Origin of the sequence: Ramlibacter sp. (genome assembly GCF_050250995.1) — a bacterium.
Taxonomy (GTDB): Bacteria; Pseudomonadota; Gammaproteobacteria; order Burkholderiales; family Burkholderiaceae_C; genus Ramlibacter.
On record NZ_JBFWNP010000071.1, the window covers coordinates 1 to 21,727 of the forward strand.

The following is a 21,727-nucleotide window of genomic DNA, read 5'->3' on the forward strand; positions in this document are numbered from 1 at the left end:
GCGTGCGGCGGGTACGCCGCGCTGATTTCTTCACCATCGAAAACTCCTGTCGCCAGCCTTTCTCGGCCGGCATCATGCACGGAGTTTCCACTCAAGACGCTGTTCAGATTTGCGGAGCCACTTCTGTACAAAGTCCGCAGATCTGAAGAATTCGGACGAGCGTAAATCCCAGATCGACTTCCCACCATTTGTGGCCAAACCTCGCGGACCCGGGATAGGCGTGGTGGTTGTTGTGCCAACCCTCACCCATCGTGAGCAGTGCCAACCAGCCAATGTTTCGGCTGCAGTCGTCACTCGCGTACCGACGGGATCCGAACACATGATTCAGGGAATTCAAGCCCCACGTAATCTGCTGGACAAAGAAGATTCGCAAGAGTCCTCCGAAGAGAAGGCCCTCCATCGCGCCGAGCCAGCCACCAGGCTGGCTCGCACCGATCACCGCGGGAATGATCAGGCTCAAGGTGAGCCAGAGAAGATAGTGGCGGTTCAGGAGCACCACCACTTCGTCCTGCAGCAGGTCCCTTGCGAACATCGGCACGTTTGTCACTTCGCCCTTGAGCATCCATCCGAAGTGGGCGTGCCATAGGCCCTTGAGACGCCCCCTGAGACCTTTGCCATGGAGGCACGGGGAGTGGCAGTCGTCGGGCGTGTCGCTGAATGTGTGATGCCTTCGATGGCTGGCGACCCAGAACACCAGGGGTCCTTGGGCCGCCATCATTCCCAGGATCGCCAGTATCGCTTTGACAGAAACATGCGGATTGAATGAGCGGTGAGTAAAAAGTCGGTGAAAACCCACGGTGAGTCCAACCGTAGTCAGAAGGTATAGCACTAACGTCACAGCGATGGTGGTCGCGCCAACTCCGAACGCAAGTCCCCACCAGACTGCGCCGATTGCGCCAATGGCGGGAACAGAGATTGTCAGGAACGCCACGCGAGTCTGTATCTTTCCTAGCGCAGGATTGATGATGAGGATGTTCTTCATGTGCCTCTGTCAGTCTTCAAGTGCCGGCTCGTTGTGAAGCAACGAGCGAAATTTGTCGTCAAGGTAGTACTGCCTGCAGGCCGAGCGACTGATCTTTCCGCTACTCGTGCGAACCAGGCTTCCCGATCTGAGCACAAGGAAGTCCGAGACATGGATGCCATGGCTCAATGCCACCGTTCGCAACACGTCCTCGCGCAAGGCGTGCAGGTCGATCGAGCGTAGGGAGCGTGAGCTGATCTCTTGGAGCAAGACGAGTTGCTCCTTGTCGCAGTCGCCCGCGACGAAAGCTACGGCAGCTTCGCATGCGAGCAGCGGTTGGGCCGCTTGCATCGCTGCCTCAATGTCTTCCGGAAAGTGATTCCTTCCACGGATCACGATTAAATCTCGAATTCGACCGGTAACAAATATTTCCTCGCCGATCTTGAAGCCGAGATCACCCGTGCTGAAAGTGGGCATCGGTTGCGACTGAAAAGCGGAGTCTGACTTCTGCCAGTAACCTGTTGCCACAGCTGGACCCCCGACAACGATTTCGCCGATTTCTCCCTCGTCGCACGACTCGCGAGAGACTTCGCGAAGGATCTGGACGTTGGTTCCAGCCACCGGTGGCCCGCACGAGACCAGGGCATTGCCATCGTGCGAGGCCTTCCCGGCGTTCGCATGAGATGGGATTGGCCAATCGCGAATCATTGGCATGCGGCCCGGCGGCACGGCCGCGACGATCAATGTCGCCTCAGCAAGTCCATAGCAAGGGACGAACGAACAGCGCTTGAAGCCGAATTTCGCGAAAGCTTCACTGAACGCATTGAGTGTCTTGGAACGAACTTGTTCAGCGCCGTTGAATGCAACCGACCAGCAGCTCAGGTCGACGTGGTCCTCCAGTTGCGCGGCCTTTGACACGCAGAGTTCGTATGCGAAATTCGGTCCGCCGCTGGTGGTCGCACGATACTTGTGGATCGCGCGCAGCCAGCGCAGGGGCTTCTGAACGAACGCTAGTGGCGGCAGCAATGTCACCGGAAAGCCAGTGAACATCGGTTGGAGAATTCCTCCCACCAAGCCCATATCGTGATAGTGGGGAAGCCAGATTACGCCGGCACTCTCTGGACCGTGCTCGAATCGTCGCTCGATCTGCTGCAAGTTTGCAATCAGGTTGGCATGACGCACCACCACGCCTTTGGGTCTGGTGGTGCTTCCCGAGGTGTACTGCAAAAGGATGATGTCCGAATCCGCTTGCGCTGCTCCGCGGAGCGGAGAAAGTTCGAATGCTGCGTCCGTCGCGGCGATACTCTCTCGATATCGTTCCGGCAAGTGCTGCGTGATTTCCTTTTGAAGTCGGGCAACAGTGAAAATTGCCGAGGGATCGCAGTCCTCGAGAACGTGTGTCAACCGGTCTATTGGCTCATTGACCCGAGGTACAGGAAGCGGAACTGCAACGACATTCGCCAAAGCGCATGCATAGAAGGCCCGAACAAAGTCGAGGCCGGCCGGGTAGACGAGAAGCACGCGCTGGCCGGGTGAGACGCACCGCCTGATGCAATCCGCAAGGATCTCGACCTCATGAGCAAGTTGCTCATACGTGACCACATGCTCTTCGCGATCACTTGCAAGAAACCTATACGCGAGTTGCTTAGGCGAAAGGTCGCCCCGTTCCGCCAGAAGATTTGCAAGGTTAACGGCTTGAATTGATCTGCCACGGCCTGCGCTGTTGTTGAATCCCACGATCCCCCCTTGAACCGGGCGGGAGTTTGCAGTCAACTGGACTCAGGTGGTACTGGACTTTCGTATAGGCACCATCGCGGCGCTAGCCATTGGCCTGCTGGCAGAGCGCCCAGCCTATGTGTTCGCGAACGAGCGGGCTTGGATGATGCTCATGCGCTGCCAGCGCAGCGCGGATCTCTGGATGGTCGCTCACCCGCAACGCATTCCCCATCGCCACCGCGATGTTGCGCAGCCAGCGCTCGTGCCCGATGCGGCGGATCGCGCTGCCCTCGGTTCGGCGCAGGAACTCGGCCTCGTTCCAGGCGAAAAGCTCCACGAGCGTGCGGCCCGTGCGATCGTCGAGCGCGTCGAAATCCGCAAGCGGGCTGCGCTGCGCGAACTTGTTCCAGGGGCAGGCGAGCTGGCAGTCGTCGCAGCCGTAGATGCGGTTGCCCATGAGCGGGCGCAGTTCGACGGGAATCGGCCCCGGATGCTCGATGGTGAGATAGGAGATGCAGCGCCGCGCGTCGAGCCGGTAGGGCGCGACGATGGCTGCGGTCGGACACACGTCGATGCAGGCCGTGCAGGTGCCGCAATGCTCGCTGACCGGCGCCGTGGCGGGCAGCGCGAGGTCGACGTAGATCTCGCCGAGGAAGAACATCGAGCCGCCCTCGCGGTCGAGCGCCAGCGTGTGGCGGCCCCGCCAGCCCTGCCCGCTGCGCGACGCGAGTTCCACCTCCAGCACCGGCGCGGAGTCGGTGAAGGCGCGGTGGCCGAACGGACCGACTTCGGAGGCGATGCGTCCGGCCAGTTTCGCGAGCCGCGAACGCAACACCTTGTGATAGTCGCGACCGCGTGCATACATCGACACCACGGCCTCGCCGGGCCGCGCGAGGCGCGAGAATTCGATGGCCTGCCAGCCCTCCGGCGTGTCCGCCGGGAGGTAATCCATTCGGGCGGTGACGATGCTCACGGTGCCCGGCACGAGTTCCGCCGGCCGCGCGCGCTTCAGTCCATGCGCGCTCATGTAGGCCATCTGGCCATGAAAACCGTTATCCAGCCAGGCGAGCAGGCCGGGCTCCGCGGCGGAAAGGTCGACATCGGCCACGCCGATTTGGGAAAATCCGAGCTCGCGGCCCCATTCGCGGATCCGCGAGAGCAAAACGAGACCATCCACCTGAACATCGCCGAGCGTCACCTGCCGATTATCCAAGCCCCGGGCGCGCCGCGCGCCGTGCGCGCCAGCCGCACCGAAACCTGGACCACCGAGGACGACACCCGCGCCTTCGCCGCCGCGCTGGCGGCGCGGCCCGCCATCGGCAACGCCTTCATCGCGCTGCACGGCGACCTCGGCGCGGGCAAGACCACGTTCGTGCGGCACCTGCTGCGCGCGCTCGGCGTGCAGGGCCGCGTCAAGAGCCCCACCTACGCGGTCGTCGAGCCCTACGAGACCGCGGCATTCCCGGCGTGGCACTTCGACTTCTACCGCCTGGGCGATCCGCGCGAAGCGGAAGACGCCGGCTTCCGCGATCTCTTCGCCTCGCCCGGCCTGAAGCTGGCGGAGTGGCCCGAGAAAGCCGCCGGGTGGCTGCCGCCCGCCGACCTCGCGCTGCACATCGAAACGCTGGCGGACGACTCGCGCACGGTGACGCTCGACGCGCTCACGCCGCTCGGCGAGGCGCTGCTCGCATGAAACGCCGCGACCTCCTCGGCCAGGGCACGATCGTCCTGCTGCTGGGCGCGCCCCAGATCGCATGGGGCGCAAGCATTCTCGCCGTCCGCCTGTGGCCCGCGCCCGACTACACGCGCGTCACCATCGAGTCCGACGGCCTGCTGTCGGCCCGGCAGATGCAGGTGACGTCGCCGCCGCGCCTGGCGCTCGACATCGAGGGCATCGAGCTCAGCGCCGCGCTGCGCGAACTCGTCGCGCGCGTCAAAAGCGACGACCCCCACATCGCCGGCATCCGAGTCGGCCAGTCCGCGCCGGGCACGATTCGGCTCACGGTCGACCTGAAGCATGCCGCGCTGCCGCAGGTGTTCCAGTTGCCGCCGATCGCCGCTTACCAGCATCGGCTGGTGGTCGACTTCTATCCGGTCAAGGAGATCGATCCGCTGGAGGCGCTCATCGCCGAGCGCATGAAGGACAAGCCGCCGCCGCGGCTCGCGCAGCCCTCCACGCCACCGGCTCACGACCCCCTCGGCGAGCTCATGGCGCAGCACGGCAACCGGCCCGCGCCGCGCGATCCTTCGCCTGCGCTGCAGGCCACGCCGGCGATCGAACGCCCGCCGCCGCAGAAGACCGACCGGATGATCGTGATCGCGCTCGACCCCGGCCACGGCGGCGAGGACCCCGGCGCGATCGGCCCGGCGGGCACGCGCGAGAAGGACGTGGTGCTCGCCGTCGCGCACAAGATGCGCGAGCGCATCAACGCGACCACCATCAACGGCAATCCCATGCGCGCCTTCATGACGCGCGATGCCGACTTCTTCGTGCCGCTGCACGTGCGCGTGCAGAAGGCGCGGCGCGTGCAGGCCGACCTGTTCGTGAGCATCCACGCCGATGCGTGGGTCGAGCCCACCGCGCGCGGCGCCAGCGTGTTCGCACTCAGCCAGGGCGCGGCCTCCAGCGCCGCCGCGCGCTGGATGGCCGACAAGGAGAACAAGGCCGATCTCGTGGGCGGGGTGAACATCAAGACACAGGACGCCGTGGTGATGCGCGCGCTGCTCGACATGAGCACGACCGCGCAAATCAACGACAGCCTGAAGCTCGGCAGCGCGCTGCTCGGCGAGATCGGCGGGCTCGGCCGGCTGCACAAACGCAGGGTGGAACAGGCCGGTTTCGCCGTGCTGAAAGCGCCCGATATCCCGAGCGTGCTGGTCGAGACCGCCTTCATCAGCAACCCCGAGGAAGAGGCCAAGCTTCGCAGCGATGCCTATCGCGAGCAGCTCGCGGACGCCTTGATGCGCGGCATCCACCGCTACTTCGCGCGCAACCCGCCCCTCGCGCGGAACCGCACGGTGTAGTGCGCACGGCGCGCCCGGCGCACCCCGCCGGAGCGCGGCACCTGCCTCAGCCATCGCTGCCCCGCCTTCAGCGGCTCACGCACCGTACCGACACCTTGCGTGGCGCGACTCCTACAGTCCTGCTCCGACCTTCTTTCCACAATGTCTTCACAGGTGGCCGCAAGGCGCGGCCCGTAACCATACGGAAGGTGAAGAGATCATGAAGACCCGAATCATTGCCGCGGCCATCGCTGCCGCTTCCCTCGTCGGCCTCGGCGGCTGCGCGACCATGGACCGCACGACGGTCGGCACGGTCGGCGGCGCGGTCGTCGGCGGCGTTCTGGGCAACGCCGTTGCCGGCACCGGCGGCGCGATCGCCGGCGCCGCGGCCGGCGGCTACCTGGGCAACCAGGCCGCCAAGCGCTAAGCCATCACACCGGGTAGATCAGCGAGTTCAGAACCATCTCGCTGTCGTAGATGCAAAGCCGGCTTGCGAAACGCAGGCCGGCTTCGCTGCGTTCGATCTCGTCGATGTAGCGGCCCACGTTGTAGACCTCGCTGACGTCACCCGGTTTCGTGCGGAACACCGCGTAGTTCGCCTCGGCGCGGATGCGCGTTCCCTCGCTCGCGATCACCCGGCAGGGGGAGACCACGTGCCGCGTGTAGTACGGCCCGTGGAAGATCGTCTGCGTGATGCCGTACACACGGTCCTTCATCATGCCGCGGCTCTCCAGCGCGATCAGCGCGAGCGGCAAGCCGCGGTCGAAATTCTCGCGCGCCTGCACGGTGTACTTCGCGTCTGCCAGGAAGAACTCCGGCCAGTCGTCGAAGCGGCGCTCGTCCAGCGCGGCGGCATAGTCCGCATTGAGCCGGTCGATCTCCACCGCGAGCAGGAGCGACGCGCTGCCGCCGCTCATATCGCCATCACCTTCTTCCAGTAGGCATACATGCTGCGGATCAGGGTCTCGGTCACCATGTGCTCGGTGCCGCCCGTGCCCGTGCCGCCCAGCTCGCACAAGGTCGCGCCGTCCTCGCCCCACTGATCGAAGCCCTGCTGGCTGAACTCGATCACCTCGCCGTCGTCGGCGCTCACGAAGCCGGCCGGGCCGAACAGGTTGGCCTGCCGAAGGCGACGGCGCGTCATTTCCTCCGAGTCGTCGGTGAAGCCGAAATGCGTCCAGACGAAATCGAAGGCGCCCTCGCCGCGCGGCACGATGTGCCGCGTCGACAGCGAATTCACCTGCTGCTGGATGATGAGCGAGGGGAACAGCGTGATCATCGTCACGGTGGGCACGATCTCCGCGCCGGGGTTCGACGGATCGGGCACCCTCCACCACGGCTCCGGCACGACGTCGAGCAGGCGGTCGTCGTGCAGGGTCATGTTCGCCTTGAAGCTCGAAACGCCCGCGGTCACGGTCTTGTTCTCGCCGCCTTCGTTGCGGCGCGAGATCATCACGGCGTGCCGGCCGTGCGAGTCCATGACCATGCGGCTGCGCTGGTCGGCGCGCCACAGGCCGAAGGTGACGAACCACGTATGCAGCAGGCCCGGGTGGTAGGGGTCCTTGATGTTCTCCATCATCAGCTTCCAGTTGCCCGGAATGCGCTGGCGGTTGTAGCCGAGGAGCTTGAGCGTGCGGCCCTTGAAGATGCGGTCGATCCACGGCATGACCTGCGGCCCGAGGTAGTCCTCCAGCGGCTCCGCGTCCTGGCTGAAGGTGGCGAACACGAGGCCGTGCAGCACCGCCACGCGCAGCTTGGTCAAGCCGTGGTTCTTCACGTCGAAGTCCGCCGGCATGCCGCCGTTGACCTGGTCGCCGTCCTTCACGCCGTTCTTGAACGGCAGCCCCGCGAGGTCGCCGTTGAGCTTGTACGCCCACTGGTGATACGGGCACACGAAGCTGCGCGCGTGGCCATGCGGCTGCTGGCAGAAGCGCACGCCGCGATGCGCGCAGCGGTTCTCGACGACGCGCAGGCCGGTGTCGACGCCGACGTCCGCGGGCGCCACGCGGTCGCGCACGAGAATGACGGAACGCTCGCCGATGGCGCTCAGCTTGTAGTCGCCGAGATTCGGCACTTCCGTCTCCAGCCCCACGTACGACCAGTGCCTGCCGTAGAAGATGGTCTCGAGCTCGCGGCGGAACAGCTGCGGGTCGGTATAGGCCCAGAACGGAACGCGGCTCGAGCCGGGCGTGCGCCAGCGCGAGAGGGTATCGGGAGCATTCATGCCGTACTCCTTCGCCTCGACTTCCACGCCCCCACGATGGCGAACAGCCCGGGGACGATGATCAAGGCCCAGATGATCTTGTCGAGATTCTCCTTCACCCACGGAAGGCCGCCCAGGAAATAGCCCGCGGTCACGATCCCGACCACCCAGATCGCGCCGCCGATCACGTTGAACATCGTGAACTTCGCGCGTCCCATGTGCGCGATGCCGGCCACGAAGGGCACGAAGGTCCGCATGAAGGGAAAGAAGCGCGCCAGGATGATCGTGATGCCGCCGTACTTCTCGTAGAACGCGTTGGCCTGCATGAACGCCTGCCGGTTGAAGAAGCGCGACTGCTCCCAGCGGAAAGCCTTCGGCCCGATCGCGTGCCCGATCGAGTAGTTGCACTGGTCCCCGATGACCGCGGCGGCGAACAGCAGGCCGATCGACAGCGGATACGACATCAGGCCCAGCCCGCACAGCGCGCCCACCACGAACAGCAGCGAGTCCCCCGGCAGGAAGGGCATGACGACGACACCGGTCTCCACGAAGATGATGAGGAACAACAGGGCATAAACCCAGTTTCCGTAGTTCGTCACGAACGCTTCGAGGTGGCGGTCGACGTGCAGGATGAAGTCGACGAGGAAGGCGATGATCTCCATGGCGGTCGATTATGGCGGTCGCCCTAGAATTCAGGCCGTGAACGCCGTCCTTTCGCCGCCCCCGCGCCGCCCGATCCGCGAGCTGCCCGACGAGCTCGTGAGCCAGATCGCCGCCGGCGAGGTCGTGGAGCGGCCGGCTTCCGTCGTGCGCGAACTGCTCGACAACGCGCTGGATGCGGGCGCGTCGCAGGTCACGCTGCGCCTGCTGGCGGGCGGCGTGCGGCTCATCTGTGTCGAGGACGACGGCGCGGGCATCGCGCGCGAGGAACTGCCCCTGGCGCTGCGGCGCCATGCCACGAGCAAGATCGAATCGCTGGAGGACCTGGAGTCGGTCGGCACGATGGGGTTTCGTGGCGAGGCGCTCGCGGCCATTGCCTCGGTCTCGGAGATGAGCCTGCTGTCGCGCACCGGGGGGCAGGCCACGGCCTTCCTGCTCGACGCGGCCAGCGGTGAGCTGCGCCCGGCCGCGCGCGCCGTGGGCACGACGGTCGAAGTGAAGGAGCAATTTTTTCAGCACGCCCGCGCGCCGCAAATTCCTCAAGAGCGATTCGACCGAGCTCGCGCACTGCCTCGAGTCGGTCCGGCGGCATGCGCTGGCGCGGCCCGACGTCGGCTTCGCGGTGTGGCACGAAGGCAGGCTGCTCGAACAGTGGCGGCCGGCGACGCGCGACCAGCGCCTGGCCGACGTCCTCGGCGACGAATTCGTCGCGCAGAGCGTGGCGGTGTCGCACGAGGCCGGGCCGCTGCGCATCGCCGGACGCGCGGGCATCCCCGATGCAGCGCGCTCGCGCGGCGACTGGCAGTTCGCCTACGTCAACGGCCGCTACGTGCGCGACAAGGTGCTCGCGCACGCCGCCCGCAGCGCCTACGAGGACGTGCTGCACGGGCACCGGCACGCGGTGTATGCGCTGTACATCGACATCGATCCGGCGCGGGTCGACGTGAACGTCCATCCGACGAAGATCGAAGTCCGCTTCCGCGACAGCCGCGAGGTGCATCAGGCGGTGCGGCATGCGCTCGAATACGCGCTGGCGGCGCCGCGCGCGGGGACGGGCGCGGTGGCGGCGCTCGAACCCGAGCGGCCGGCGGTGTTCCAGCCGGTGTGGCGGCAGCCGGAGATGCCGCTGGGGCACCGGGTGGAGGATCTGAGTGCGCTGTGGAAACCCGTCGTTCCCGCGGAGGCGGTAACCCAGGGCTTTCATGCCGCGCCCACGGGAGCCCTGGATTCCCGCCTTCGGGGGAATGACGGCGACGTCGGCGGCGAGGTTCGCGGCAACGCCGCGGCACCCGGGGAAGCCGGGCACTGGCCCCTCGGCCGCGCCGTCGCGCAGCTCCACGGCATCTACATCCTCGCCGAGAACGCGCACGGCCTCGTCGTCGTGGACATGCATGCGGCGCACGAACGCATCGTGTACGAGCGCCTGAAGACGCAGATGGATGCGCACGAGATCCGCTCGCAGCCGCTGCTCATTCCCGCGACGTTCGCGGCGACGCCGCAGGAGGTCGCGACCGCGGAATCGAACGCCGAGACGCTGTACACGCTCGGCCTCGAGATCACGCCCTTCTCGGCGAAGACGCTCGCGGTGCGTGCGGTGCCCACGAGCCTGGCGCAGGGCGACGCCGTCGAACTCGCGCGCAGCGTGCTCGCCGAACTCGCGCAGCACGACGCCAGCACGGTCGTCCAGCGCGCGCGCAACGAACTCCTGGCGACCATGGCCTGCCACGGCGCGGTGCGCGCCAACCGCCGGCTCACGCTCGACGAGATGAATGCCCTGCTGCGCCAGATGGAAGAGACCGACCGCTCCGACCAGTGCAACCATGGCCGCCCGACCTGGCGGCAGCTCTCGATCAAGGAGCTCGACGGGCTGTTCCTGCGCGGCCGCTGACGGTTCCGCGCGGCGTGAATCCGGGGTAAAGAGACCCCCGCTGGCGAACTTTTCGCCGCCGGGCTACTCTGTCGCTAGTCATGAAGCGCTGGATGCTGTTTGCCGCCGCGGCCCTCGCCGCACTCGTGTCGATGGGTTGTGCGACCCTCGACGAACGCCAGCGCGCCTGGATCTTCCAGCCCAGCGACCGCAGCTGGGGCGGCTCCGCGGACCTCGCGCGCGAGATGGACGACGTGTGGATCGAGTTCGGCTCGCGCGTCACGGGCGAGCCCGTCAAGCTGCACGGGCTGTGGATGCCCGCCGCGCAGCACGCCGCCACGGGCCCGGTGCTGCTCTACCTGCATGGCGCGCGCTGGAACGTCGCCGGCTCCGCGCCGCGCATCCGCCGCATGCAGGAACTCGGCTTCTCCGTGCTCGCCATCGACTACCGCGGCTTCGGCAAGAGCACGCCGGGCCTCCCCTCGGAGGCCATGGCCTACGAAGACGCGCGCGCGGCCTGGGACTGGCTCGCGGCGAAACATCCGAAGCGTCCGCGCTATGTCTTCGGCCATTCGCTCGGCGGCGCCATCGCCATCGACCTCGCGGCGCAGGTCGACGACGAGCAGGGCACGATCGTCGAAGGCACCTTCACCTCCATCGTCGACGTCGCGGCCTCCATGAAGTGGGGCTGGCTGCCCATCGGCGCCTTCGTCACGCAGCGCTTCGAGTCGGTCAAGAAGGTCGACAAGATCGGCTCGCCCCTGCTGGTGGTCCACGGCAGCAACGACAACCTGATCGCCAGCGACCTCGGCCGGCGCCTCTACGACGCCTATTCCGGCCGCAAGCGCTTCCTGCTGGTGGAAGGCGGCTCGCACCACAGCACCATGTCGGTGGGGCACGGACTGTACAAGGACGCGGTGAAGGAGCTGTTCGACCTGCGGTGATGGGCCGGGAATGACGTTCAGCCGCCCATGGCGTTGCGCAGCAGCGCCGAGCCCGCGCGAACGTCCTCGATCGTCATCTGCCCCGGCGCCGAGCTGTTCGCGCCGACGGCGAAGCTGAGTGCCGAGCCGAAGGCGCCGCCGCACATGCGCGAGAGCGCGCCGAAGCGGCCCATCGACATGCTCACCACCGGAATCTCGAGGCTGCGGCTCGCCGCCAGCGTCGCCTGCAGAAGCACCAGCACGTCGTCGAGCGACTGCGGCATGACCGCGACCTTCGCCACGTCCGCGCCCAGCGCGGCGACGCGCGCGAAGCGCTCGGCGAGTTCGTCCGCGCCCGGCGTCGCCGAGAAATCGTGGAACGACAGCACCAGCTTCACGCCGCAGCGCCGGGCCAGCGCGCACACGCGGTTCACGTGCTCGGCTTCGTTCGCGGCCTCGTAGTCCACCAGCGCCACCAGGCCGCTCTCGCATACCGCGTGATAGAGCTCCAGCACACGCGGCTCCTGCAGCGGGATCGGCTGGCCCCCCTCGATGTGCGAGCGGCGGGTGAAGAGCAGCGGGATGCCCGGCGCGGCCTGCCGGATGCGCCATGCGGCTTCGAGCACCTGGTCGGTGTCGGCAATCGCTTCGAAGAAGTCGACGCGCCACTCGATCAGGTCGGGCGACTTTCCGGCGACGACCACCGTCTCCTCGACCAGCGCATCGGCGTCGCGCGCGACGAGCGGCGCGCAGACCGCCGGCAGGCGGCCCTGGGCGAGCGGGACGCCGGCAAGTTCGATGGGACGGGGAAGCATGGCGAGGCGATTCTACGAAACCGACTCAGCCGCCGCCCGCGCCTGCGCGCTGCCCCGCCCGTTCGAGCAGCGCCATCAACGCATCGAGCTCCACCGGCTTGGTGAGGTGCGCATCGAAACCGGCCTCGCGCGTGCGGCGCTTGTCCTCCTCGTTGCCGTAGCCCGTGATCGCCACGATGAATGCGTCTTCGAGCCCCGGCAGCGCCGCGAGGCGACGCCGCGTCTCGTAGCCGTCGATGCCCGGCATCGCCAGGTCGAGCAGCACGACCTGCGGCTTCAGGCGCGCCGCCGCGGCCAGCGCGGCCTCGCCGTCGTAGGCCGCCTCCACCCGGTGGTCGAGCAGCGCGAGGATCGCGGTGGTGCTGTCGGCGGCGTCGCGGTTGTCGTCGACGACGAGGACGCGCAGGCCGGGCCTCGGCCGCGCATCGACGGCGGAATGCGCCTCCGCCTGCCGCGGCCGCGTGGCGGGCAAGCGGAAAGAGAACGTGCTGCCCTGCCCCGCGCCCGGACTCGCGGCGTCGATGGAGCCGCCGTGCATCTCGACCAGCGAGCGCGCGAGCGTGAGGCCAATGCCCAGCCCGCTCTCGTTGGGCGCGACCTGCTCGCCCTGCACGAACAGCAGGAAGATGCGTTGCAGCTCGTGCGGCGCAATGCCCCGGCCGTTGTCCGTGACCCGCGTATGGACGAAGCCTTCGTCGATGCGGACGCCCAGTTCGATGTGGCCGCCGTCGGGCGTGTACTTCGCCGCGTTCAGCAGCAGATTCTGGATCACCTGCGAGATGCGCGTGGGGTCGCACTCGACATACACCGGCTCGGGCGGCAGCGCCAGCGCGAACGTGTGCCGGTGCGACGTCAGCGCGGGCCGCGCGCCCTCGACCGCGCGATGCACGACCTCCTGGTAGAGCACGGACTCCTTGCGCAGCTTGATCTTGCCGGTGTTGAGCCGGCCGATGTCGAGCAGGTCGTCGACCAGCCGCGTCACGTGCGCGAGCTGCCGGTCGATCACGTCGCGGCAGTTGCGCAGCACGGGACTCTGCAGCGTCTCCAGCTGCATGATCGTCACCGCGTTGCGGATCGGCGCGAGCGGATTGCGCAGCTCGTGCGCAAGCATCGCCAGGAACTCGTTCATGCGCTGGCTCGAAAGCTCCAGCTCCTGCAGCCGGCGGCGCTCGCTCATGTCGCGCGTGACCTTCGCGAAGCCGACGAGCGCGCCCGAGGCATTGCGGATCGCGCTCACGACCACGTTCGCCCAGAACAGCGTGCCGTCCTTGCGCACGCGCCAGCCCTCGTCCTCCACGCGCCCCTGCGCCGCCGCCGTCTGGAGCTCGATGCGCGGCTTGCCGGCCTCGCTGTCTTGCGCCGCGTAGAACGCGCTGAAGTGGCGCCCCACGATCTCGTGCGCGGCGTAGCCGTGAATGGCCTGCGCGCCCGCATTCCAGCTGCGCACGATCCCGTCGGTATCAAGCATGAAGATCGCGTAGTCGCGCACGCTCTCCACGAGCTGGCGAAAGCGTTCCTCGCTCTCGCGCAGATGCTCCTCGGCTTCGCGCCGCTCGGTGAGGTCACGGGTGATCTTGGCGTAGCCCGCGAGCGTGCCCTGGGCATCGAACAGCGCGGTGATGATCACGTTCGCCCAGAAGCGGCTGCCGTCCTTGCGGATGCGCCAGCCCTCGTCCTCGAAGCGGCCGTGCGCACGCGCGCGACGCAGTTCCTCCTCGGGCCAGCCCGAGGCCACCGACTCGGGCGGATAGAAGATCGAGAAGTGCTTGCCCAGGATCTCCTGGCGTGTGTAGCCCTTGAGCTTCTCGGCGCCCGAATTCCAGCTCGCGATGCGGCCATCGGGGTCGAGCACGAAAATCCCGTAGTCGACGACGGCCTCGATCAACAGCTGGAGGCGCTGCTCGAGGGTGGTGTCGGGTGGATTCGGCGATGCTTCAGTCAAGGTCGGCAAGAATTTCTTCGAACATCGATTATGGAATGTGCGTCGGGTGTGCGTGCTTATCGACGGCGGATATGCGGCGGCGTCCTACAGTTCGCGTCCGATCCCGCCATCGTCGCGCTCGCGCCGCGCCCCTGCTACCCTCGTCCGCATGACAAGGACAGAGCCGCCCGTGGTGGCGTTGGCGGGCCCGACGGCCGCGGGCAAGACGGCCGCGTCGCTGGCGCTGGCGCGCGCGCTCGACGCCGAGATCGTGAGCGTCGACTCCGCGCTCGTCTATCGCGGCATGGACATCGGCACCGCCAAGCCCTCATTCGACGAACGCACCGCGGTCCCGCATCACCTCATCGACATCCGCGACCCGGCGCAGTCGTACTCGGCCGCGGAATTCGTGGCCGATGCGCGCCGTCTTGCCGACGACATCCGTGCGCGAGGCAAGGCCGTGGTGCTCGTGGGCGGGACCATGCTGTATTTCAAGGCCTTGTTCGAAGGGCTCGACGACATGCCGCCGGCCGACCCCGCGGTGCGGGCGGCCATCGATGCGCAGGCCGCCGCCGAAGGCTGGCCCGCGGTGCATGCGGCGCTGGCAGCGGTCGACCCGGTCACCGCCGCGCGGCTCGCACCCAACGATTCGCAGCGCGTGCAGCGCGCACTCGAGGTGTGGCGCGTGAGCGGCCGCCCCCTGTCCGAATTCCATGCGCAGGGCGCCGGCGCGAAACTTGGTGCGCTCTCGCCCGCGGTGTTCTTCTCGCTCGAGCCGGCCGACCGAGGCTGGCTGCACGAGCGAATCGCGGCGCGCTTCGACACGATGCTCGACACGGGCTTTCTCGACGAAGTACGCGCCCTGCGCGCGCGCGGCGACCTGTCGCCCGCCTTGCCGAGCATGCGATGCGTCGGTTACCGGCAGGCGTGGGAAGCGCTCGATGGCCTGTGGCCGATGAAGGAACTGCGCGACCGCGGCGTGGCCGCCACGCGGCAGCTCGCGAAGCGGCAGCTCACCTGGTTGCGCTCCATGCCCGCGCGCGAAGTCATCGCCTGCGATTCGAGCGGGGCCGTCGACATGTTGCTTGCACGCGCGAAGGAAACGCTGTCATGACGGTGCGCGTTCGGCAGCTTGCGAAGCGCTATGGCGAAGCGAACGTGTTCCGCGACGTCACGCTCGACGTCGCGGCCGGCGAGTTCGTTGCCATCGTCGGCGAGTCGGGCGTCGGCAAATCGACGCTGCTCAATTGCATGGCAGGGCTCGACACGTGGGATGCGGGCGCGGTGGAGATCGACGGCATCGATCTCGACTCGCTCGACGACGAACGCCGCGCCCTGCTGCGGCGCGAGCGCATCGGCTTCGTGTTCCAGGCGTTCCATGTGTTGCCGCATCTCGATGTCGCGCAGAACGTCGGCCTGCCGCTGCTGTTGCTGAAGCAGCCGGATGCGCGGCGCGTCGACGCCATGCTCGACGCGGTGGGCCTCGGCGGCCTGGGCGCGCGCCTGCCGCAGTCGCTGAGCGGCGGCCAGCTTCAGCGCGTGGCAATCGCGCGCGCGCTCGTCCATCGCCCGCGCGTCGTGCTCGCCGACGAGCCCACGGGCAACCTCGACCCCGGCACGGCCGCGCGCGTGCTCGGCGTGCTCGCCGCCCAGGCGAGGGAGCACGCGAGCGCACTTGTGCTGGTGACGCATTCGGAAGCGGCGGCGGCGCAAGCAGACCGGATCGTGCATCTGACGAGCGAGGGTGTGCGCGGCGGTTAGCGCCGATCGGCGCTGCCGCAGCTTCGAGCCCGTCTCGACGGTCTGCAGCGCGCGGCCGCTTACCCGCCGCGCCGCGCAAGTTCCTGCTCGAGCCGTTCGATCTCGGCTTCCTCGCGATGCAGGAGGTCCTTCACTTCCTCCAGCTCCTGCGCGGCCTGCTGCACCTTCTGCTCGACCACGGCGTTCTGGCCGAGGGCCCACGCCACGTCGCCCCATTTCTCGTGCGGGGGCAGCTTGCGTTCAAGTGCATCGTGCGCCAGGCCGAGCTCGGCGCTCGCGACCTGCAGGTCTTCCTGCACCTTCGAAGTCCGCTTTCGCGCATGGGCGATGTGTCGTGTCAACATTCATTCAGGTTAGGCGGGGCACGGCGGCTGAGCTGTAGGAGCTTTGCCAGACGCAGAGCCAGCGGCGGCACAGCGGTTGCCGCATTCTTCCTACAGGGTGCAGGCCGCAGAGCCATGATCATTCGGCCACCAACCAAGGAGAACCGAATATGCCCAATTCACGTGGCCAGAAAGATGCGTGCGACCTGCTCGACGCGGACCACCGCGCGGTGAAGAAGATGTTCAAGGAATACGACGAGCTCATGAACTCGCGCGCGCGCAGCACGGCGCAGAAGAAAATGGATCTCGCACGGCAGATCTGCCATGAGCTCACGGTCCACGCGCAGATCGAAGAAGAGATCTTCTACCCCGCGCTGCGCGCCGCGCTCAAGGACACGGACATGCTTGCCGAGGCCGAGGTGGAGCACCAGACCGCCAAGGACCTGATCGCGCAGATCGAAGCGGCCGGCGAGCCCGACGAGATGTTCGACGCCAAGGTGAAGGTGCTCGGCGAATACATCGACCACCACGTCAAGGAAGAGCGCAACGAGATGTTCCCCAAGGCCCGTTCCGCGCGCAAGGTCGACCTCGTGGCGATGCGCGACGAGCTCGAGGCGCGCAAGGAAGAGCTGATGGGCGAGACGGCCTGACGGCCCGACTGGCTGATTGCTGCAGGCTGGCGCGGGCGATGCCGCGCCGCCTGCAGCGCACCCCTCGCTATCTGCACATCGCGCTGTCGCGCGTTTCCTGCATCACGAGCGAGCTCACGAGCACCGGCCGGTTGCTCACGGGCAGCGGCACGCGGTCGAACTCGATGAACTTCGGCACCACGAGCGGACGCGCGAGCTGACCCGCCCCACCGGCGAATCCCGTCTCGCCGCGGCCGAGGTGCAGGGACTGCCCCGCGGAGGCGATCTCGATGTGTCCGTCGCGCACCTGAACGAAGAGGCCCTCGGCCGATTCCGGCACGTTCTCGCGCGCGAAGAGTTGCGGCGCGGGCGCGATGCTGTCGGGCCGCGGACCTTGCGCGTCCAAGGTCGCGAGGGGACGCACCTGCCCGCCGGAAATCGCGATCCCCTGCCCTTGCTGGATCACCTGCATCTGCGCGGGCGCGGGCGCGGGCGCGGCCGGAACGACGCCCGCGGTGTCTGACCAGGCGAAGACCTCGAGCCCCGCGCCTTGCGTCTGCGATGCGCAGTCTCCGCTGCAGCGGATGTCCACGCCGGCCTGCCGCAGTTCCACGCTGCCGGTGGCCGTGCTCACCACCGCGTTGCGGCCCTCGGCGCGCGCGATGCGGCCGCTCAGCACGCGGAGGCTGCCGCCCGCCAGCGTTGCGAGAAAGCGCCCTTCGCGCGCGTTCTCGGGATCGAACACGAAGTTGTCCACGCGCATGCGCGTGTTCGCGCCGAGCGTCATGCGCGAGTCGTCGCGAAAGGCGAGCGTGACGACCGCATCGCCCGTCTCGAGCGTGTCGCCCGGATAGACGCTGCTGCCCGCGATCAGGCGGCGCGCGAGCGATGCGCCGCCGTCCGTGAGTTCCGCGCTGCCCTGCACGGACACGACCTTCGCGCTCGCGGTGATCGTCGTCGCGGGCGCGCTCTGCTGCACCTGCGCGGACTCGGCCGCGCACTCGGTCGTGCACAGCCTCGCATCGAAGTCGGTGCCCCGAATGCCGATGGTCGCGGTGTTGGTCTGGATGCGCGCGGCGTCGGGCAGGCCCTTCGAGATCAAGCCCGTGACCGTGCGCAGCCCACCGCGAAGGAGGCGCAACACCATCGCGTTGTCGGGCGAGCCCTGCTGGAATTGATAGCGCGCGAGCTCCATCTCGGTGTTGGGCCGCACGGTCATGCGCGTGCCGTCCTGGAGCTTGACGACGGCAATGCCGCCTTCGGCCGAACTCAGCCGGTCACCCTGCTGCAGCGTCACGCCACGCGCAGCGGTGCGCGGCATCTGGCCCGGCGAGTGCAGCAACACCACGCCACGCGCGACTTCGATTTCGCCTACGGGCTGGGCGATGGCCTGGTGACCCGCCGTGGCGAGCATGCCCAGCAGCATGCCGCCGGCAATGATGGCGCCTCTTCTCATGACTTCGCTCCCTTGCGAACGCTCGATACGTCTTGTGGCATCGAGTTATAGCGGGTCACAGACTCGCCGCAGCCCGCGGCCGCTGACACCCACAGCGTGTCGAGGCGTTGTCCGACGTGCGAATCTCACGTTCCGTCCCAGCAACGAGCACGAAGCAGGCCTGAATCGCTCAGCTTGTGGGAGCCGTCCCACACGCGAATGGGATACAGCCCCCGATCCGGGCCCGTGCGCAGTCGACAGACTTGTTCCCGAACGCATCGGACTGCATCATCATGTTTCGCAAGCATCTTCCCGCCCAGGCCCAACGCGCCGTGTGCGTCGCCGTCGCCGCATGTTTCGGCTCGGCCGGCTGGGGCCAGCCCACGCAGCCCGTCGTCATCCACGGCGGCGCGAGCGTCGTGCAGCAGGGCACACGCACCACGGTCACCACCACGAACGGGGCCGGCACGTCGCATTCCGCGATCAACTGGCATTCGTTCGGCGTGCCGGGGGGCCAGTCGGTCTTCTTCGCGCAGCCGAACGCAGCGAGCACATCGATCAACCGGGTGACGGGCCCGGACCCGAGCGCGATCCTCGGAACGCTCGGCTCCAATGGCCGGCTCGTGCTCGTGAATCCCAACGGCATCGCCGTCGGCGCGGGCGCGGTGGTCGATACCGCCGGCTTCACCGCGTCGACGCTGCGCATGAGCGAAGCGGATGCGAAGGCAGGCCGCCTGCGCTTCGGCGACGGCACCGGCGGCAGCGGCCCCCTGCAGGTCGACGGGCGCGTGCTCGCGCGCGGCGGAGACGTCGTGCTGATCGCGCCGAAGGTCCAGACCGGCAGCGGCGCCATCGTCGAATCGAGAGGCGGCAACACGATCCTTGCCGCGGGCCAGAAGGTCGAGGTGACGGGGCGCGGCCTCGAAGGCATCCATCTCGAGGTCCGCTCGCCCGACGACGAAGCGGTCAACCTCGGCACGCTGCGGGGCGATGCGGTCGGCATCTTCGCGAGCCGGCTGCGCCACAGCGGGCTGGTGCGCGCGACCACTGCCGTCGCCGAAGGCGGCAAGGTCGTGCTGCGGGCGACGGGCGACTCGATCGTGGATGGCCGCATCGTTGCGCGCGGAGCCGACTCGGGCGGCTCGGTCCACATCGCCGGTGAGGCGATCGCCCTGAAGGCGGCGGCGAGCATCGACGTGAGCCACAAGCACGGCGGCGGCGAGATCCTGGTCGGCGGTGGCTTCCAGGGCAAGGATGCGCGCATACAGAATGCGCGGATCGTCGACGTCGAACAGGGTGCGGTGCTGAAGGCGGACGCGAAGCTCTCGGGCGCGGGCGGCGAAATCGCGATCTGGAGCGAGGACCTCACGCGCTTTCGCGGCGCGCTCTTCGCGCGCGGCGCCGGCGGCCTCGCGGGCGGCACGGCCGAAGTGTCGGCGCGGCGCTCTCTCGTGTTCCGCGGCAAGGCCGACCTCGGCAGCGACAAGGGCCTTCCCGGCAAGCTCATCCTCGATCCGAACATCGTCACCATCAAGGGCGGCACGGGCGACGGCAGCGACACCGACCTCGGATCGGGCAGCTTCGGCGACCTCATCGGCGGGGGCGTGGGGCAGGTGCTCGCGGCACTGGGTCCGAACACGTACACGATCTTCGAGAGCGAACTCGAGGGGATCAACGCCAACGTCCTGATCCAGGCGTCGCAGACCATCGGCGTCAGCGGGAACTTCGGCGGGAACGAACTGCTCCTCCGGCCCGACGTCGATTTCAAGCTGGAGGTGAACGGCACCGGCGGAACCGGCATCGACACGCGCGGCATGCCGATCCGAACCCAGGGGGGCGGCAAGGTCGAGATGACGACGGCATCCGCCGGGCAGGCGATCCGTACGGATTCGATTCGCACGAGCGCGTCGGACATCAAGATCGCCGCGGCCGCTGCCCAGGTCTCTCTCGGCAACGTGACCATCGCCGCCAACTCGGGCGGCGTGTCCATCAGCGGCTCGCCGGGCAACGGATACGGCGTGGTGCTCGACAAGACGACGGTGACCTCCGGCACCGCCGGGGTCGCCATCGCCTCGCCCCGCTCGCTCCAGGTGAAGGAAGCGACTCTGGCAGCCGGGTCCGGCGCGGTGTCGCTCGCCTCGTCGGGGGGCAGCATCGACCTCGCGGGCACCCAGACGATCGCTTCGCCCTGGCTGCTCGAAGCGATGAACGTCAACATCGCCGAGCACCAGATTCTCGCGGCGAACGTCGTCGCGAAGTCCGGCGCGGCGATCCAGGTGACGGGAACGCTCGAATTGCGCAATGGAAAGACGCTGTCGGCAAGCGGCGGCAGCATGACCGGCGCCAAGACGAGCAAGTTGCTCGGCGAGGGCACCATTGACCTGGGCGGCGGCACGTTCACCAACAGCGGCGAACTCAAGCCGGGCACGGACGCGGGGCCGGGCAAGACGATCCGCGTGGTCGGCAACCTGGTCCTCACCGGCGACTCGACCACGCACCCCGATGTGTGGGGGTCGACGAGCTATGACCGCATCGTGGTCACCGGCACGGCGCAGCTCGCCGGCAAATTCGACGCGCATACGCACGGCGGCTACAGCCCGGCTGCGACGGACCAGTACGCTTTCGTCGAGGCCGGTCAGGGGCTGAGCGGTACGTTCCAGGACGTCTCGCTCTTCTCCGGGTTTTCGATGTTCTATGACAGCACGCAAGCCATCGGCTCGAAGGTCACGCCGACCCCGGCGCCGACCGCCGCGCCGACGCCTGCTCCGACGCCTGCTCCAACGCCTGCTCCAACGCCTGCTCCAACGCCTGCTCCGACGCCTGCGCCAACGCCCGCTCCGACGCCTGCTCCGACACCTGCTCCGACGCCAGCTCCGACGCCTGCGCCGACGCCTGCGCCGACGCCAGCTCCGACACCTGCGCCGACGCCAGCTCCGACACCCGCTCCGACGCCTGCTCCGACGCCAGCTCCGACGCCTGCGCCGACGCCAGCTCCGACACCCGCTCCGACGCCCGCGCCGACGCCCGCTCCGACGCCTGCTCCGACGCCTGCACCGACACCCGCTCCGACGCCTGCTCCGACACCCGCCCCGACGCCTGCGCCGACACCTGCTCCGACGCCCGCTCCCACGCCCGCTCCGACGCCTGCGCCGACGCCTGCTCCGACACCCGCGCCGACACCCGCGCCGACGCCTGCTCCGACGCCTGCTCCGACGCCTGCTCCGACGCCCGCTCCGACGCCTGCTCCGACACCCGCGCCGACGCCTGCTCCGACGCCTGCTCCGACACCCGCTCCGACGCCCGCTCCGACGCCTGCACCGACGCCCGCTCCGACGCCTGCACCGACGCCCGCTCCGACACCCGCTCCGACACCCGCTCCGACGCCCGCGCCGACGCCTGCACCGACGCCTGCTCCGACACCCGCGCCGACGCCAGCACCGACGGCCGCCCCCACGCCTGCTCCGACGCCGAGCGCAGCAGCGGGAGCGGGTGATCCGCGCGTGGACGAGC

General features: G+C 68.1%; 18 protein-coding genes and 1 pseudogene. 9 read left to right on the forward strand and 10 right to left on the reverse strand.

What is annotated here, in order from left to right; all coding sequences use genetic code 11:
• Positions 1-103 precede the first annotated feature (103 nt).
• From AB7E83_RS26145 to queG, 3 genes are all read right to left on the reverse strand, one after another.
• Positions 104-982, reverse strand: a complete 879-nt coding sequence (locus AB7E83_RS26145; protein WP_428574080.1) for an acyl-CoA desaturase — start codon at positions 980-982, stop codon at positions 104-106.
• 9 nt (positions 983-991) lie between these two features.
• Positions 992-2,698, reverse strand: coding sequence for a fatty acyl-AMP ligase (locus AB7E83_RS26150; protein ID WP_428574082.1), 1,707 nt, complete (start codon positions 2,696-2,698; stop codon positions 992-994).
• Between the two features lie 82 nt (positions 2,699-2,780).
• Positions 2,781-3,827, reverse strand: coding sequence for a tRNA epoxyqueuosine(34) reductase QueG (gene queG, locus AB7E83_RS26155; protein WP_428574112.1), 1,047 nt, complete (start codon positions 3,825-3,827; stop codon positions 2,781-2,783).
• Positions 3,828-3,854: 27 nt separating this feature from the next.
• On the opposite strand from queG, the gene tsaE reads away from it, so the two are divergent.
• The 3 genes from tsaE to AB7E83_RS26170 all read left to right on the forward strand — a co-directional run bounded on the left by tsaE (position 3,855) and on the right by AB7E83_RS26170 (position 6,107).
• Positions 3,855-4,370, forward strand: coding sequence for a tRNA (adenosine(37)-N6)-threonylcarbamoyltransferase complex ATPase subunit type 1 TsaE (tsaE, locus tag AB7E83_RS26160; protein WP_428574114.1), 516 nt, complete (start codon positions 3,855-3,857; stop codon positions 4,368-4,370).
• Complete coding sequence (locus AB7E83_RS26165; protein ID WP_428574084.1) at positions 4,367-5,701, forward strand: N-acetylmuramoyl-L-alanine amidase; 1,335 nt, start codon at positions 4,367-4,369, stop codon at positions 5,699-5,701. Before tsaE ends, AB7E83_RS26165 begins: the two co-directional genes overlap by 4 nt.
• A gap of 199 nt (positions 5,702-5,900) precedes the next feature.
• The gene (locus AB7E83_RS26170; RefSeq protein WP_428574086.1) at positions 5,901-6,107 is read left to right on the forward strand and encodes an osmotically inducible lipoprotein OsmB; all 207 of its coding nucleotides are present in this window, start codon (positions 5,901-5,903) and stop codon (positions 6,105-6,107) included.
• Positions 6,108-6,111: 4 nt separating this feature from the next.
• Here the strand turns inward: AB7E83_RS26170 and AB7E83_RS26175 are convergent, their stop codons facing one another.
• From AB7E83_RS26175 to AB7E83_RS26185, 3 genes are read right to left on the reverse strand one after another with little or no spacing between them, the layout of a single operon-like run.
• Positions 6,112-6,597: an aromatic-ring-hydroxylating dioxygenase subunit beta gene (locus tag AB7E83_RS26175; protein ID WP_428574088.1), complete on the reverse strand. Its 486-nt coding sequence runs from the start codon at positions 6,595-6,597 to the stop codon at positions 6,112-6,114.
• Entirely contained in the window at positions 6,594-7,904 is a 1,311-nt protein-coding gene (locus AB7E83_RS26180; protein WP_428574090.1) for an aromatic ring-hydroxylating dioxygenase subunit alpha, read from the reverse strand. Before AB7E83_RS26180 ends, AB7E83_RS26175 begins: the two co-directional genes overlap by 4 nt.
• The gene (locus tag AB7E83_RS26185) at positions 7,901-8,545 is read right to left on the reverse strand and encodes a VTT domain-containing protein (RefSeq protein WP_428574092.1); all 645 of its coding nucleotides are present in this window, start codon (positions 8,543-8,545) and stop codon (positions 7,901-7,903) included. The genes AB7E83_RS26180 and AB7E83_RS26185 overlap by 4 nt, the downstream gene beginning before the upstream one ends.
• Between AB7E83_RS26185 and mutL the strand changes: the two are divergent.
• Positions 8,544-10,431, forward strand: a pseudogene (gene mutL / locus AB7E83_RS26190) (DNA mismatch repair endonuclease MutL). The gene AB7E83_RS26185 and the pseudogene mutL sit on opposite strands and share 2 nt — an antisense overlap.
• An 80-nt stretch (positions 10,432-10,511) precedes the next feature.
• Positions 10,512-11,354, forward strand: coding sequence for an alpha/beta hydrolase (locus tag AB7E83_RS26195; RefSeq protein WP_428574094.1), 843 nt, complete (start codon positions 10,512-10,514; stop codon positions 11,352-11,354).
• 17 nt (positions 11,355-11,371) lie between these two features.
• On the opposite strand, the gene aroD is transcribed toward AB7E83_RS26195, so the two are convergent.
• On the reverse strand, positions 11,372-12,148 hold the full coding sequence (gene aroD / locus AB7E83_RS26200) for a type I 3-dehydroquinate dehydratase (protein ID WP_428574096.1): 777 nt from the start codon (positions 12,146-12,148) through the stop codon (positions 11,372-11,374).
• A gap of 25 nt (positions 12,149-12,173) precedes the next feature.
• The gene (locus AB7E83_RS26205; protein WP_428574098.1) at positions 12,174-14,090 is read right to left on the reverse strand and encodes a hybrid sensor histidine kinase/response regulator; all 1,917 of its coding nucleotides are present in this window, start codon (positions 14,088-14,090) and stop codon (positions 12,174-12,176) included.
• A gap of 148 nt (positions 14,091-14,238) precedes the next feature.
• Here AB7E83_RS26205 and miaA point away from each other — a divergent pair, with 148 nt between their 5' ends.
• A complete protein-coding gene (miaA, locus tag AB7E83_RS26210; RefSeq protein ID WP_428574100.1) occupies positions 14,239-15,183 on the forward strand; it encodes a tRNA (adenosine(37)-N6)-dimethylallyltransferase MiaA in 945 nt (314 codons plus the stop codon).
• Entirely contained in the window at positions 15,180-15,830 is a 651-nt protein-coding gene (locus AB7E83_RS26215) for an ABC transporter ATP-binding protein (protein WP_428574102.1), read from the forward strand. Before miaA ends, AB7E83_RS26215 begins: the two co-directional genes overlap by 4 nt.
• Before the next feature lie 59 nt (positions 15,831-15,889).
• On the opposite strand, the gene AB7E83_RS26220 is transcribed toward AB7E83_RS26215, so the two are convergent.
• A complete protein-coding gene (locus AB7E83_RS26220) occupies positions 15,890-16,174 on the reverse strand; it encodes a hypothetical protein (protein WP_428574104.1) in 285 nt (94 codons plus the stop codon).
• Between the two features lie 149 nt (positions 16,175-16,323).
• Between AB7E83_RS26220 and AB7E83_RS26225 the strand changes: the two genes are divergently transcribed.
• Positions 16,324-16,803, forward strand: a complete 480-nt coding sequence (locus tag AB7E83_RS26225; protein WP_428574106.1) for a hemerythrin domain-containing protein — start codon at positions 16,324-16,326, stop codon at positions 16,801-16,803.
• A gap of 67 nt (positions 16,804-16,870) precedes the next feature.
• On the opposite strand, the gene AB7E83_RS26230 is transcribed toward AB7E83_RS26225, so the two are convergent.
• The gene (locus AB7E83_RS26230; protein ID WP_428574108.1) at positions 16,871-18,238 is read right to left on the reverse strand and encodes a FecR domain-containing protein; all 1,368 of its coding nucleotides are present in this window, start codon (positions 18,236-18,238) and stop codon (positions 16,871-16,873) included.
• Between the two features lie 272 nt (positions 18,239-18,510).
• Here AB7E83_RS26230 and AB7E83_RS26235 point away from each other — a divergent pair.
• On the forward strand, positions 18,511-21,727 hold a 3,217-nt coding region (locus tag AB7E83_RS26235), incomplete at its 3' end, for a filamentous hemagglutinin N-terminal domain-containing protein (RefSeq protein ID WP_428574110.1).

What these genes read in the sequence shown, in the direction of transcription:
- AB7E83_RS26145 (WP_428574080.1), bottom strand. Translation starts at nt 982, where the DNA reads ATGAAGAACATCCTCATCATCAATCCTGCGCTAGGAAAGATACAGACT.
- AB7E83_RS26225 (WP_428574106.1), top strand. Translation starts at nt 16,324, where the DNA reads ATGCCCAATTCACGTGGCCAGAAAGATGCGTGCGACCTGCTCGACGCG.
- AB7E83_RS26220 (WP_428574104.1), bottom strand. Translation starts at nt 16,174, where the DNA reads ATGTTGACACGACACATCGCCCATGCGCGAAAGCGGACTTCGAAGGTG.
- AB7E83_RS26195 (WP_428574094.1), top strand. Translation starts at nt 10,512, where the DNA reads ATGAAGCGCTGGATGCTGTTTGCCGCCGCGGCCCTCGCCGCACTCGTG.
- aroD (WP_428574096.1), bottom strand. Translation starts at nt 12,148, where the DNA reads ATGCTTCCCCGTCCCATCGAACTTGCCGGCGTCCCGCTCGCCCAGGGC.
- AB7E83_RS26185 (WP_428574092.1), bottom strand. Translation starts at nt 8,545, where the DNA reads ATGGAGATCATCGCCTTCCTCGTCGACTTCATCCTGCACGTCGACCGC.
- AB7E83_RS26170 (WP_428574086.1), top strand. Translation starts at nt 5,901, where the DNA reads ATGAAGACCCGAATCATTGCCGCGGCCATCGCTGCCGCTTCCCTCGTC.
- AB7E83_RS26215 (WP_428574102.1), top strand. Translation starts at nt 15,180, where the DNA reads ATGACGGTGCGCGTTCGGCAGCTTGCGAAGCGCTATGGCGAAGCGAAC.
- AB7E83_RS26165 (WP_428574084.1), top strand. Translation starts at nt 4,367, where the DNA reads ATGAAACGCCGCGACCTCCTCGGCCAGGGCACGATCGTCCTGCTGCTG.
- miaA (WP_428574100.1), top strand. Translation starts at nt 14,239, where the DNA reads ATGACAAGGACAGAGCCGCCCGTGGTGGCGTTGGCGGGCCCGACGGCC.
- AB7E83_RS26180 (WP_428574090.1), bottom strand. Translation starts at nt 7,904, where the DNA reads ATGAATGCTCCCGATACCCTCTCGCGCTGGCGCACGCCCGGCTCGAGC.
- AB7E83_RS26230 (WP_428574108.1), bottom strand. Translation starts at nt 18,238, where the DNA reads ATGAGAAGAGGCGCCATCATTGCCGGCGGCATGCTGCTGGGCATGCTC.
- AB7E83_RS26175 (WP_428574088.1), bottom strand. Translation starts at nt 6,597, where the DNA reads ATGAGCGGCGGCAGCGCGTCGCTCCTGCTCGCGGTGGAGATCGACCGG.